10 protein-coding genes and 1 pseudogene are annotated in these 13,769 nt (G+C 67.2%); 6 read left to right on the top strand and 5 right to left on the bottom strand.

The genetic code is table 11. From position 1 onward, the window contains the following. Positions 1–301: 301 nt before the first annotated feature. Genes ACWDTD_RS10155 through ACWDTD_RS10145 form a run of 3 tightly spaced genes read right to left on the bottom strand, consistent with a single transcriptional unit; the run spans position 302 to position 3,690 of the window. A complete protein-coding gene (locus ACWDTD_RS10155) occupies positions 302–1,255 on the bottom strand; it encodes an endonuclease domain-containing protein (RefSeq protein ID WP_449746964.1) in 954 nt (317 codons plus the stop codon). Between the two features lie 45 nt (positions 1,256–1,300). Next, positions 1,301–2,194, bottom strand: a complete 894-nt coding sequence (locus ACWDTD_RS10150; protein WP_449746963.1) for an SGNH/GDSL hydrolase family protein — start codon at positions 2,192–2,194, stop codon at positions 1,301–1,303. Next, positions 2,191–3,690: a PucR family transcriptional regulator gene (locus tag ACWDTD_RS10145; protein ID WP_449746962.1), complete on the bottom strand. Its 1,500-nt coding sequence runs from the start codon at positions 3,688–3,690 to the stop codon at positions 2,191–2,193. Before ACWDTD_RS10145 ends, ACWDTD_RS10150 begins: the two co-directional genes overlap by 4 nt. A gap of 103 nt (positions 3,691–3,793) precedes the next feature. On the opposite strand from ACWDTD_RS10145, the gene gabT reads away from it, so the two are divergent. From gabT to ACWDTD_RS10120, 5 genes and pseudogenes are all read left to right on the top strand, one after another. Next, positions 3,794–5,158, top strand: a complete 1,365-nt coding sequence (gabT, locus tag ACWDTD_RS10140; RefSeq protein WP_449746961.1) for a 4-aminobutyrate--2-oxoglutarate transaminase — start codon at positions 3,794–3,796, stop codon at positions 5,156–5,158. Further along, a pseudogene (locus ACWDTD_RS10135) lies at positions 5,136–7,163 on the top strand (primary-amine oxidase); the annotation flags it as partial. The gene gabT and the pseudogene ACWDTD_RS10135, both read left to right, overlap by 23 nt. Further along, positions 7,156–8,631: an NAD-dependent succinate-semialdehyde dehydrogenase gene (locus tag ACWDTD_RS10130; RefSeq protein WP_449746960.1), complete on the top strand. Its 1,476-nt coding sequence runs from the start codon at positions 7,156–7,158 to the stop codon at positions 8,629–8,631. The pseudogene ACWDTD_RS10135 and the gene ACWDTD_RS10130, both read left to right, overlap by 8 nt. A gap of 171 nt (positions 8,632–8,802) precedes the next feature. After that, positions 8,803–9,387, top strand: coding sequence for a YdcF family protein (locus tag ACWDTD_RS10125; protein ID WP_449746959.1), 585 nt, complete (start codon positions 8,803–8,805; stop codon positions 9,385–9,387). Positions 9,388–9,526: 139 nt separating this feature from the next. Continuing rightward, positions 9,527–10,456 carry a hypothetical protein gene (locus ACWDTD_RS10120; protein ID WP_449746958.1) on the top strand — a complete coding sequence of 310 codons (930 nt, stop codon included), beginning with the start codon at positions 9,527–9,529 and terminating at the stop codon, positions 10,454–10,456. A 116-nt stretch (positions 10,457–10,572) separates the two neighbouring features. Here ACWDTD_RS10120 and ACWDTD_RS10115 read toward each other — a convergent pair whose 3' ends face one another. Both ACWDTD_RS10115 and ACWDTD_RS10110 read right to left on the bottom strand, forming a co-directional pair. Then, positions 10,573–11,736 carry an acyl-CoA dehydrogenase gene (locus tag ACWDTD_RS10115; protein WP_449746957.1) on the bottom strand — a complete coding sequence of 388 codons (1,164 nt, stop codon included), beginning with the start codon at positions 11,734–11,736 and terminating at the stop codon, positions 10,573–10,575. A gap of 121 nt (positions 11,737–11,857) precedes the next feature. Beyond that, entirely contained in the window at positions 11,858–12,550 is a 693-nt protein-coding gene (locus tag ACWDTD_RS10110; RefSeq protein ID WP_449746956.1) for a TetR family transcriptional regulator, read from the bottom strand. Positions 12,551–12,779: 229 nt separating this feature from the next. Between ACWDTD_RS10110 and ACWDTD_RS10105 the strand changes: the two genes are divergently transcribed. Then, positions 12,780–13,697: an endonuclease domain-containing protein gene (locus ACWDTD_RS10105; protein WP_449746955.1), complete on the top strand. Its 918-nt coding sequence runs from the start codon at positions 12,780–12,782 to the stop codon at positions 13,695–13,697. Positions 13,698–13,769: the final 72 nt, after the last annotated feature.

Here is a 13,769-nt window from a genome sequence, read left to right as displayed (position 1 = left end):
ATCCCGGTTCATCCAAGGCCCCAAGCCACAGATCGCGAACCGGCTTCTTCATATGGTCGCGACGACGCACCACCGCCGTGACAGTCTCGGCAACCTCTTCCCACTCGAACATCACCTGCCGGTAGGAAAACCGAAGCGGGAGATAGCCCAGAGCGATGGCCCGCGCGTCACGGGCTCGATCGCGCTCCCGTTGCTCGAGATGTGTCCGGACCCGGCGGGTCCCGATGCGAATACAGATGGGACCACAGCGCATCGCCACCGCGATTATTGCGTTCCCGGTCCGCTGTGACCCCAGTTGTATTCACACATCTCGGTAGTCCCCGAAACCCGGTTCATCCAAGGCCCCAAGCCACAGATCGCGAACCGGCTTCTTCATATGGTCGCGACGACGCACCACCGCCGTGACAGTCTCGGCAACCTCGTCCCACTCGAACATCACCTGCCGGTAGGAAAACCGAAGCGGGAGGTAGCCGAGAGCGATGGCCCGCGCGTCACGGGTTCGATCGCGCTCCCGTTGCTCCCGGGATTTGTCGTGGAACTCAACGCTGTCGATCTCGATGATCAGGCGACGACCGATCAGAAAGTCGACGCGCCCGATGCCGACGATCTCGACCTGAATCCGGAAGTCGATTCCCATCGCGATCATCCGCATCTTGAAGATGGACTCGGTCCCGGACTCGACACGTTCATCGCACCGATCAAGCAGCCGTCTAAGCCGTACCGGAGCGGTGAGGAAGACCGCCGTGAGGTCGTCGAACTCCAGCAGGCCCTGGTGGAGAATCGACTCACATGCCGCGACGATTCCCTCGTCGTCGAGGCATCGAAGCGCGTGGCGCAGCGCGGTGGGTATGTCGTCGAGCGGATACACCTCGGGTCTCGGCGGTCCGAACTGCCGGCAGAACCGTGCGGCGCCCACCTTGTCCGCGGTCTTGCGTCGCCGGACGTGTAGATGCCGAGCGCCTCGCTTGACCCACACGCCGTGCACATCCAGCGCCGTGACGCACGAACACACCCCACCCGCCCGTACGGCTTCGACAACCCACGGATGCGCCCAGTGCGTCGCATACCAGCCCCGCCGGAGGAGGCACAGGTCGCCACCGGAGATCAGCCGTCGCAGCTGCGATTGAGTGAAACCGCGTCGGGACAGTTCCGCCCACGAGTACACACCGCGCCACCGATCGTCGTGTTCGGGTCCGAGGTGGGGGGTCACGATCGACATCGTGCCGAACGCGGCGTCCACCCGGGACCACGTCATCGCTCACAGGCGCCTGCCTGTGGACGGTGCACCGTCTGTGCACGGTCAGTGCAGCGCGGCCTCCACCCGGTCGGCGATGGCCTGCTGCCCGGCGGCGTTGGGATGCACGGTGATCGGCGCCGACGATCCCTCCTGCGGCTCGATCCAGCGCTGCCCGACCGGCCGGCAGGCGTCGTGACCCTCCACCGACATGTCGACGAAGGTGATCCCGTTCGCGTCGGCGGCCCGGTGCACCGCATCGTTGAGGGTGGCCTGAAGTTCACGGACGTAGGGCACGTCGCCCGCGGCCACCCGCATCCGCGGATAGCAGCCCTCGGTGGGCGGCACGATCCACGGGTATCCGGCGATCACCATGTGGGCCTTCGGCGCGCGTTGGCGCGCCGCACGCAGCGCCGACACCAGCGCCGGGTAGGTGGTGTTGCGCACCGCGTCGTCGAACCGGGAACCGTACCGCTCGCGGCAGGGTGAGCCGGTGGGGTCGGTGGCCGCGGCCTCTCCGCAGAGCCGCAGCGTGTCGCTGAACACGTCGCCGTTGTTGCCGCCGATCATCATCGTCGCGATCTCGGTGCGTGGTCCGAGAGCGTCGAGTTGCGGTCCGACGCCGAAGTACTGGGAGGTGAAGAAGTCGGTGGTGCTCGCTGCGGCGCAGCTGACGTCGGTGAGCGCGATCCGGCGCTGCTGCGCGACGAGTCTTGCGAAGTTGCGTCCCGACTGCTGGCACTGGAACTCCGAGTCTTCGGCGAGCGGCCGTAGGCCGGTGCCGGCAGCGTAGCTGTCACCCAGGTTGACGTAGGGTGCGGAGGCCTGTTCGCCGGTGGATTCCTGTTCGGCCCCAACCGATGTCGAGGCCGATGTGGATTCGGACGACGACGAGGTACCGCCGCAGCCCGCCACCACCAGCGCCGCCACGACGACCATCACCACCCCGACCGCTCTCATGCGTCCGCACCCAGCATGATCAGCAGCAGTTCCGCGCGTGTCCGCGCATCGGCGAGGTCGACGGTCAGCAGATCCTCCACTCGTTCCATCCTGCCACGCAGGGTGTGGCGGTGAATGCCCAGTCCATCCGCGGCCACACCCCAGTTCCCGTTGGCCTCCAGATAGGCCAGCAGGCTCTCATACAGCCGCGCCCCGTGTTGCCCGTCATGCTCGATGATCGGTGCGAGTCGATGGGAGTGACTGTCGCGCAACGCTTCACGTACCGGATCAAGCGTCAGCAGTGAGCGCGTCTGGTGCAGGTCGACGAGTTGGCCGACCGCCGCCGAGCGCGATGCCAACCGCGCCTGACGCACCGAGTCGGACACCTCTGCCACCGCCGACGCCGCCCCCAATCCGCCACGCGCCGCGGCATGGGTGCCGAGCAGGTTGAGCAGGCCCACCGCGAACTGCACGTGATCGTCGCCGCGGATCAGGGTGATCACTTCGTCGGCGTCGCGATGGACGAACACCGGCCGCCACCGGCGTTCGAGTTCGTCGGCGAGGCGTTCGGCCGCGCGCGCCGCGTCGTCGTCGGACGGAAACCGGAACACCACGGCGCGCACACGCCCCGACGGGTCACCCGCGCGGGACAGCAGTGCACGCGACCTCTCGCCCACGGCCACCTCGATCGCGCTCGCGAGGACATCGCCCTGAAGCGTGGCCACGTCGCGTCGCACCTGCTGCGGCTTGGCGTACTCGATGGCCAGCAGCGACACCGCATGACCGATCAGCATGCGGGCCACGTCGTCGGGAGATTCCGGTCCGACAAGTCCGAGATGTCCGAATGTGTTGCGGCCAGATGCAATCCGGGCGATGGTGAAGGTCGCGTCGTCGGTCACCCGGACGGCACCGGCCGAGGCCGGGTCGCGGCCGACGAGCTCACGGATCTGCTCGATCCGGTTCTGGCTCACCCTGCCGGGCGCCGTGGACACCACCGCGTGCCGCGCGTCGAGCAGCACCACCTGCCGGCCCACGGCGTCGGCGAGTTCGCGCACCACCGCCGCGGGTCCGGAGGCGGCGGCCGCGCGGGTCATCCGTGGCTGCGCCCGGGTGGCCGACACCAGCCGCGCCGACCGCTGGGCGGCGATCTGGTCGATCACCGCGCGGGTGATCGCCGAGAACGGGATGGGTAGCGGCACTTCGAAAACGGGTACTCCCACCTCGTCGGCGGCGGCGACGAGCGCGTCCGGCACGTCGTCGTAGCCCAGCCCCAGGCCGAACCCGATCCCGGCCACACCCACCGCGTCGAGGCTGTGGACGAACTCGCGATGGGCGGCCGGGTCGTCGGGCAGCCGCAGGCCCGTGGTGAGCAACACCTCACCGCCCGACAGCCAGTCGGCGGCGTTGGTCAGCTCGGAGCTCACCGCGCAGTCCAGTGTGCGGTCGAGGCCGGCCGCGCCGGCACGCAATGTGAGTTCGAGGGCGCGTTGGCCCACCAACCAGCGCACGGTCGTCATGGATCAACCGTACGCACCTACTGGACAACTTGTCGTGCCGATACGAATCTGCTGTACATAGTGGCGAGCCTCATCGTGGCTGTTGTGGGCGAACACTGATCTCATGACCACAGCTACTGAAATCTCGTATCGCCTGCCGCAGACACGGCATCTGGCGACGGCGCTGCCCGGTCCGCGGTCGGCCGAACTCGCCGCCCGTCGCTCGGCCGCCGTCGCCGCGGGTGTCGGCTCCAGTGTTCCCGTCTACGCGACCGACGCCGACGGCGGCGTCATCGTCGATGTCGACGGCAACTCGCTCATCGACCTCGGCTCGGGGATCGCCGTCACCACGGTCGGCGCCAGCAATGCGGCCGTCGCCGCCGCAGTGGCCGACCAGGCCGGCCACTTCACCCACACCTGCTTCATGGTGACCCCCTACGAGGGCTATGTGGCGGTGGCCGAGAAACTCAACGCCCTGACCCCCGGCGATCACGAGAAGCGCACCGTGCTGTTCAACTCGGGTGCCGAGGCGGTGGAGAACGCGGTGAAGATCGCCCGCCTGGCCACCGGCCGCGACGCGATCGTCGCCTTCGACCACGCGTATCACGGCCGCACCAACCTCACCATGGCGCTGACCGCGAAGAGCATGCCGTACAAGCGCAACTTCGGACCCTTTGCGCCCGAGGTCTATCGGATGCCGATGAGCTACCCGTTCCGCGACGACCTCGGTGGCGACGGTGCGGCCGCAGCACGTCGCGCGATCACGATGATCGAGAAGCAGGTGGGTGTGGAGACCACCGCGGCCGTCATCATCGAGCCGATCCAGGGCGAAGGCGGATTCATCGTTCCCGCACCGGGTTTCCTGCCCACCCTGGCGCAGTGGTGCACCGACAACGGGGTGCTGCTGATCGCCGACGAGGTGCAGGCCGGATTCGCCCGCACCGGGACATGGTTCGCGTGTGAGGACGAGGGCATCGTGCCCGACCTCATCACCATGGCCAAGGGCATCGCCGGCGGCATGCCGCTCTCGGCGGTCACCGGCCGCGCCGACCTGCTCGACGCCGTGCACGGCGGCGGACTCGGCGGCACCTACGGCGGTAACCCGGTGGCGTGTGCCGCCGCGCTCGCCGCCCTCGAGGAGATGGAGCGTCTCGACCTTCCGGCGCGCGCCCGACGCATCGAGGAGATCGTCCTCGACAAGCTCACGTACACCGCGGGTCAGCTGGCTGCCGACGGCAAGGCCGTGATCGGCGACATCCGTGGCCGCGGCGCGATGATCGCGGTGGAACTGGTGAAACCGGGCAGCAAAGAACCCGACGCCGACCTCACCAAGACGGTTGCGGCGGCGGCACTCGAACAGGGTGTGATCGTGCTGACCTGCGGCACATACGGAAACGTGCTGCGTCTGCTGCCGCCGCTGGTGATCGACGACGACCTGCTCAACGACGGACTGTCGGTGCTGGCCGACGCCATCCGCGCCAACGCCTGAACCGCCGGACACGACACAAGGAGCCACATTCCCCATGCATCCCCTCGAGCCGCTCACCGCCGACGAGTTCCGCGCAGTGACCGCACTGCTCTCCGCCGAGCAAGGTGTGGGCGACGGATGGCGTTACGCCTCAATCGAACTCGTCGAACCCACCAAGTCGGAGCTGGCCGCCTACGACGCCGACGGGACTCTTCCGCCGCGGCGCGCGGTGGTGGTGTGTTTCAACACCGGCGAGAACACGACCTACAAGTCGTTCGTCTCACTCTCGGGCGAGTCGGTGGAGTCCTTCGAACTCGTCCCCGGCGTGCAGGCGAATTTCACCGTCGACGAGTTCGAGGAATGCGACCGGGTGCTGCGCGCACACCCCGATGTGCAAGCGGCACTTGCCCGCCGCGGCATCACCGACATGGATCTGGTGTTCATGGACACCTGGACCTACGGCGGTCCGGTGATGCCGGAGGAATACAAGGACCGGCGGCTGGGCTGGTCGGACACATGGCTGCGCAAGGAGCCGGGCGCCAACCCGTATGCCACGCCGATCACCGGGCTGCACTGCGTGATCGACGTGAACACGATGGAGGTGCTGCGTATCGAGGACACGGCGGCCGCCGGGAGCGAAGCGGGCGGGGCCAATGCCACCGGTTTTGCTCAGCCGGAGACGATGGGTGAGTATGTGCCGCGCCACATTCCGCAACGCATCCGCGACACCTTCGATCGGCCGCCGCTGAAGACGCTGGAGATCACGCAGCCCGACGGCCCGTCGTTCCAGATCGACGGCAATCTGCTCACCTGGCAGAACTGGTCGCTGCGCGTGGGTTTCAACTATCGCGAGGGCATGACGCTGCACACCGTCAGCTACACCGACGCGGGCCGCGTGCGCCCGATCGCCCACCGGCTCTCGTTCGCCGAGATGGTGGTTCCCTACCGCGATCCGAGTGTGGATCACTACCGCCGCACCGCTTTCGACATCGGCGAGTGGGGTCTGGGTTTCATGACGACGTCGCTCGAACTCGGGTGCGACTGTCTCGGCGAGATCCGCTACCTCGACGCGGTGCTGCACAACAGTGCCGGTGAGCCGTACACGATCACCAACGCCATCTGCATCCACGAAGAAGACAACGCCGTGTTGTGGAAGCATGTCGACCACGACGCCGGTGCCGAAGTCCGTCGCATGCGGCGGCTGACCGTGAGTTTCCATGTGACGGTGGCCAATTACGAGTACCTCGTGTACTGGCGGCTGTATCAGGACGGCAACATCGAATGCGAGGTGCGCGCCACCGGCATCATGGTGACCACGCCGATCGCGCCGGGCGCGAGCGCGAACCCGAACGGTACCACCGTCGACAACCGCACGTACGCTCCGTTCCATCAGCATTTCCTCACCGCGCGTATGGATCTCGACATCGACGGCACCGACAACACCGTCTTCGCCAGCGAGACGATCGCCGAGCCGATGGGCCCCGACAACCCGTACGGTCTGTCGCTGGTGCAGCAGAACACACCGCTGCGCACCGAGTCGGAGGGCAAGCAGAATCCGAACTATGCGACGCAGAAGTCGTGGAAGATCGCGAATCCGAACGTAACCACCTCGCTGGGCTTGAATCCCGCCTACAAGCTGGTGCCGTCGGGTGCGTTCCCGTCGATGTTCGATCCCGCATCGCCGATCTTCGGCCGCGCCACGGTGATCGGACACACGCTGTGGGTCACCCCGAACAGTCCCGATGAGCGTTGGCCCGCAGGCGAATTCGTCAACCAGTCGGAGCGCGACACCGGCCTGGCGGAATGGACCAAGGCCGACCGCCCGATCGAGAACACCGACGTCGTCCTCTGGTACACGTTCGGCATCCACCACATCACCCGGCCGGAGGACTGGCCGATCATGCCCGCCGACATCGTGTCGTTCTGGCTCAAGCCGTTCGGGTTCTTCGACCGCAACCCATCGCTCGACGTCGAACCGTCACCGTCGCAGCACGCGTGCCACCACGAAGGGAATTCACATGACTGACACTGCGACACAGGTACTCGACCCCCAGGCCGTGCTCGACGGCGTGCCCACCGGACTGTGGATCGGCGGCGAATCGGTGCCCGCGACCGGTGGTGCCACCTTCACCGTGATCGACCCCGCCACCGAGGAACCGCTGACCGAGGTTGCCGACGCGACCGTGGAGGACGCGAAACGAGCACTCGACGTGGCCGCCGGGGTGGCCGGCGACTGGGCCGCCACACCGCCTCGCGAACGCGGCGAGATCCTGCGGCGCGCTTTCGAATTGGTGGCCGAGCGCGCCGACGACCTGGCCATGCTGATGACCGTGGAACTGGGTCGCGCGCTGCCGGACAGCCTGGCGGAGACCAAGTACGGCAACGAGTTCCTTCGTTGGTTCGCCGAGGAGGCGGTGCGCATCGACGGCCGCTTCACCCACTCCCCCGCGGGCACCGGACGCATCCTGGTGACCCACGGCCCGGTGGGGCCGTGCCTGGCGATCACACCGTGGAACTTCCCGCTGGCGATGGGTACCCGCAAGATCGGGCCGGCGCTGGCCGCGGGCAACGTGATGCTGGTGAAACCGGCCCACGAGACCCCGCTGACCATGCTGGCGCTCGCCGAGATCTTCGCCGAGGCGGGACTGCCCGGGGGCGTGCTCTCGGTGCTGCCCACGATGAACGCGAAGGAGGTGTCGTCGGCGATCATCACCGACGACCGGATCCGCAAGATCAGCTTCACCGGGTCGACCCCGGTGGGCCGGAATCTGTTGGGGCAGGCCGCAGAACGGGTGCAGCGCACCTCGATGGAACTCGGTGGCAACGCCCCGTTCCTGGTGTTCGACGACGCCGACGTGGACAAGGCCGTCGACGGTGCCTTCCTGGCCAAGATGCGCAATGGCGGCGAGGCGTGCACTGCGGCCAACCGCTTCCTGGTGCAGTCCGGGGTGGCCGAGGAGTTCACCACCAAACTCACCGAGAAGATGGCCGCGGTGCGGCTCGGCGCCGGCTACGAGGACGGTGTGACGCTCGGTCCGCTGGTGAGCGCCGCGCAGCGCGACAAAGTGGCCGAGGCGGTGGAGAGCGCCGTCGCCCACGGCGGCCGGGTTCGGTTGGGCGGCAAGGTCCCCGAGGGCAAGGGCTTCTTCTATCCGGCCACCGTCGTCGACGGGGTGGACCCCTACGCGCCGGTCACCCGGGGCGAGATCTTCGGTCCGGTCGCGGTGATCAGCACCTTCGATTCCGAGGACGAGGCCATCAAGGCCGCCAACTCCACCGAGTACGGGCTCGCGGCCTACTTCTTCAGCCGCGACCTCGACCGGGCGATGCGAGTGGCGTCGCGCCTCGACGCCGGCATGGTGGGCGTGAACCGCGGGGTGATCTCCGACGTCGCCGCGCCGTTCGGCGGGGTGAAGCAGTCCGGTATCGGCCGCGAGGGCGGCGCGGAGGGCATCGACGAGTACCTGACCGTGAAGTACGTCGCCCTCACCTGACCGGACGCCTCACCGGACCGGTTGCCTCACCTGACCGGTTGCCTGCCGTGACGCGTCATTCGGCAGGCGCGGCCCGTTGTGAAATGTGGCTGTAACACAAGTGCTTATTGTTACCAAAGTGATTGCTGATGTCCTTAGTCCCGTAAAGTAACAGCTCTAAGCTGCTTGTTCATGCGTCTCAGGAAACTCGCGATCACGCTTGCCGCCACCGTCGTGACCACTGTCGGCGTGACCGCCGGCGGTGTGGTCGCGGCTCCGGCCGAGGCCCACGCCGACACCGGCAGCAGTTCCAGCGACCTCGCCTACGACCTGTTCTCCCCCACCAGCATCTTTCTCTGGCAGAGTCCGCCGACGCGCTACATCGTCGTACTCGGGGCCAAGGTGGGACTGCTGGGGCAAGCGCCGGAGATCCTGCAGCAGCGCATGAATCTCGGTGCGCGCCTTGCCCGGACGCATCCGTTCAACCGGGTGATCGTCTCCGGTGGTGACACGTGGTGGTTACCGGTGTCGGAGGCGCAGTTCATGAACATCGGCCTACTGCAGCGCGGTGTGCCGGTGTGGCAGATGGTCAACGAGTCGGCGTCGCTCTCTACCGTTCAGAACGCTGAGTTCACGGTGCGGATGCTCAAGGCGATGGGTGCGAGCGGCGCGGTGATCGTGACCAACGGCTTCCACATGTCCCGGGCGCTGAAGAACTTCCGCGACGCGTCGAACCGCCAGCACGCCAACCTGCAGTTCAGTCCCGCCTACGCCTGACGGGCGCGGTCGGTCACGCAGAAACCCCGCCTCTCGCCACGAACACTGCGCGTGCGCAGTGTTCCTGACGAGAGGTGGGGTTTCTGGCCGTCGGGCGAGTTCAACGCAACCGGATGCGGCGCCGCGGCGTCGGATGTCCATGAAGTTTCTCGCGCCCGCACCCCACGCGATGTTCCGCGGTGAGCTGATCGACGCCGGCTACGCCGACCACGAGATCCGCAGCGCCGTGCGAACCGGACTGCTCACCGCACTCGGTCACGGAGTCGTCATCGACTCCGCACTCCTCGACGGCACCCCCGAACAGCGACATCGGGAACTGTCATTGGCCTACGGCCGGCGCCTCCCGCCAGGCCGTGCGCTTGCCGATGCGTCGGCGGCCGCGGTGCTGCAGTTGCCGGTGTGGGGTCTCGACACCAGTCGGGTGACGATGGCGGTGAGCGGTGCACAGACACGATCGAAGTCGTCGGGCGCAACGCGGATCATCACCGATCGGCGCCCGGAATCGACCGTGGTTGTCGACGGTGTTCCGGTGGTGTCCCCGGCACGCGTCGTGATCGACATCGCGCGGCGCGAACCACGGGAGCCGGCGGTCGTCGTCGGCGATGCAGCCCTGCACCTGGGTCTGTGCAGCGTCGCCGACCTCGCGAACGAACTCGACCTCATCGGCGGCATGACCGGAGCCGCGCGGGCTCGGCGCGTCGTCGCAGAACTCGACGCGGCGTCGGAGTCGGTATTCGAATCCCGCAGCCGCATTCTGTTCGCCGACGTCGGTCTACCCGCGCCCGAGTTGCAGGTTGAACTGTTTGACTTGCTGGGCAATTTCATTGCGCGCGTTGACTTTTGCTGGCGGGAGCGGCGTGTCGTCGGGCAGGCCGACGGCATGTCGAAGTACGACGACGGGCAGGGTAGAAAGGAGCGGCTTCTCAGTGAAAAGGAGCAGGACGACGCGCTTCTCGAGGCCGGACATCGGCCAATCCATTGGTACTGGAAAGATCTCGAGCACGAACGCCGACGCGGCCGGTTGATCGCGCGCCTCACGTCGATGTTGGCGGAGCCGACAGCGGCGTGACCCCCGTGCAGACACCCGGTCGACGCAGAAACCCCACCAGTCGCGACGAACACTGCGCGTGCGCAGTGTTGCCGACGAGAGGTGGGGTTTCTGGCCGTCGATGGGCGGCGACGAGGTCAGCGCAGCAGCGCCCGGCTCATCACCACGCGCTGGATCTGGTTGGTGCCCTCGTAGATCTGGGTGATCTTGGCGTCGCGCATCATCCGCTCCACCGGGAAGTCACGGGTGTAGCCGGCGCCGCCGAAGAGCTGCACGGCGTCGGTGGTGACCTCCATCGCGACGTCGGAGGCCAGACACTTCGACGCGGAGCTGATGAACCCGAGGTTCTTCTCGCCGCGCTCGGCGCGGGCGGCCGAGGTGTAGACCATCAGACGCGCGGCCTCCACCTTCATCGCCATGTCGGCGATCATGAACTCCACGCCCTGGAACGAGCTGATCGTCTTGCCGAACTGCTTGCGCTCCTTGACATATGCGATGGCGGCGTCGAGCGCGCCCTGGGCGATGCCGACGGCCTGCGCGCCGATGGTGGGGCGGGTGTGGTCGAGGGTCTGCAGCGCGGTCTTGAAGCCGGTTCCCGGCTCACCGATGATGCGGTCCGCGGGGATGGTGCAGTTCTCGAAGTAGAGTTCGGCGGTGGGACTGCCTTTGATGCCCAGCTTCTTCTCGAGGGGACCGACGACGAAGCCCGGATCGTCCTTGTGGACCATGAACGCGGAGATGCCGTTGGGGCCCTTCTCCGCGTCGGTCACGGCCATCACGGTGTACCAGGTGGACTTGCCGCCGTTGGTGATCCAGCACTTGGAGCCGTTGAGCACCCAGGAATCGCCGTCGGCGCGGGCGCGGGTCTTCATCGACGCTGCGTCGGAACCGGCCTCGCGTTCCGACAGCGCGTAGGACGCCATCGCCTCGCCGGAGGCGATCGACGGCAGCACCTGGGATTTGAGGTCGTCGGACCCGTTGAGGATCAGGCCCATCGTCCCGAGCTTGTTGACCGCCGGGATCAGCGAGGCCGAGGCGTCGACGCGCGCGACCTCCTCGATGACGATGCAGGCGGCGACGGAGTCGGCGCCCTGGCCGTCGTACTCCTCGGGCACGTGGATGGCGTTGAAACCCGACGCGACCAGCGCGTCGAGAGCCTCTTGCGGGAACCGCGCCTTCTCGTCGACGTCGGCGGCGTACGGTTCGATCTCCTTCTCCGAGAGCGCGCGGATCGCCTCACGCAGCGCGACGTGCTCCTCGGGCAGTTCGAAGAGGTTGAACTCGGGATTTCCAAAACCCATGACGGCTCCTCACGACACTCGGTGCCAGTTTTCCTGTTTGTTTTAGTTCAACACGACACTGAGTGCCATGTCAATCGGGGCGGGCGCGGGCGCCTGCGTCTTCGTGGTCCATTGTTCCTGTTCAGTGCCGTCCCCGTGGGGTTTCCCCCTGCAGTTGTGCGCGCACAGCGTGCGCCACCTCGTCGGGGTCGGAGCCTGCCGGGTAGGACACCACCGCGATCGACGACCGATCGCCGACGTCGTCGGTGGCACTCAGTGCCGCGCGGATGCGACTCAGTTCGGCGCGCAGCCGCTCCAGCGTGGCACCGGCATCGCCGCGGATCATCGACCGCAACAGGTAGTTGTGGGCGGCGGTGATCGCTCCGGCATAGGTCACCAGGCGCACCCGCGGCTCGTCGGGCAGCCGACGACGCAGATGCTCCTCGAACACCCGCTGGTAGCGGTAGGTGGTGACGAGTTCGCGATCGCGCAGCACCGGCACCTGCTGCACCACCCGCATCCGCCGTAGCGCGAGGTCGCGGGTGGCGAGGAAATGGGTGAACACCAGCTCGGCGGCCGCGCAGACCGACGTCCACGGATCGGCGGTGTCGGCGGCGAGTTGCTCGCCGACCTGCGCGATCAGGCTCTCGTGGTCGGCGAAGATGACGTCTTCCTTGGAGCCGAACTGCCGGAAGAACGTGCGCCGGGAGATCCCGGCGGCGGCCGCGATCTGCTCGACGGTGGTCGATTCGTAGCCGTTCTCGGCGAACAGCCGGATGGCCTCGGCGACAACGTGGAGCCGGAAGTCCGTTCCGTTGCTGTCACCGAGTGCCATAGATCCCAGTATTCACCGCGGGCGGTCGACGGGAGGCGCTACACCGCTATCGGCGGCGATTCGGCCGCCCCGGTCGGCAATTTCCGTACAGAATGGGCGGCGGAAACTGCCGCGATCCTCGCTGGTGGACTCCGGTGCCGCGAGAGGCGCCCGTTCTGTACGCAAACCGCCCATCCACAGGTGTGGACGGGCCGCCGCGGGTGCTGGGGTTCGGCAACAGACTCTCCGCATGCCAGATTTCTGCGCCGCCACAGATTTCGGGGTGTTCTCGTGGGCGACACTCTCGCGTCGGGGTGTCACACAGGCACAACTGCGGCGTGGTCTCGCCGACGGTTCGTGGAGTCAGGTCCGGCGCGGGTGGTACGCCGATGCCGGTGCGGATCCCGTTGTGGTCGAGGCCGTTCGGTTGGGCGGAAGCCTCTCCTGCACTTCGGTGTTACGCCGTCAAGGCGTCTGGGTTCCGCCGCAGGTCAAGACCCTGCACGTGCGGGGGAACGAAAAGGCACATCGCGCCCATCCTCGGCGCTATTGCAGTCAGTTCACACCGCCGGGCCCGGTGACCGTCGCCGTGGACGACATCGACGTGGCGCTACGTCACGCGCTGCGATGCCTTGATGCGGAGGGGATCGTCGTGGTGTGCGACTCGATTCTCAACCGCACGCTCCGGTTCGACGCCGGACTGCTGGTCCCCGACATGGGAAGCCGACTCCTCACCCCCACCGAGGTGGAGTCGTGTTTCACCGGCGCACCGATCAGGGTCTGCCGATTGCTCGACCGCATCGACGCACGTGCTCAGTCGGGAACGGAGACTATGGTTCGGCTGCGGCTGCGGGCGAAGGGGGTGCACGTGAACGTTCAGGTGAAGATCGACGGGATCGGTCACGTGGATCTGGTGGTCGGCAACCGGCTGATCATCGAGGTCGACGGCCGGGCGTACCACGAGAACCCGTACAGCTACGCCGAGGATCGGCGACGGGACCGGGTGGCCACCAAGCACAACCTCCTGCGCATGCGCTTGACCTACGAGGACGTGATCTACAACTGGGCCGAGGCCGAGGCCGACATCATGTTTGCCGTGCGGGAGGGCCATCACCGCGAGCGGCGTCACACACAGCAGCCGGGAGACGTACAGAATGGGCGGCTCTGAGACACTCGGCCCGCACCAGCGCGGGTCGCGTTCACGAGAGGCGCCCATTCTGTACAGATTTCGCGGCGCAGC

This window comes from Gordonia sp. NPDC003425 (genome assembly GCF_053588635.1).
Note: the sequence above shows the minus strand (reverse complement) of the source record. Positions and strands in the feature narration are given on the sequence as shown.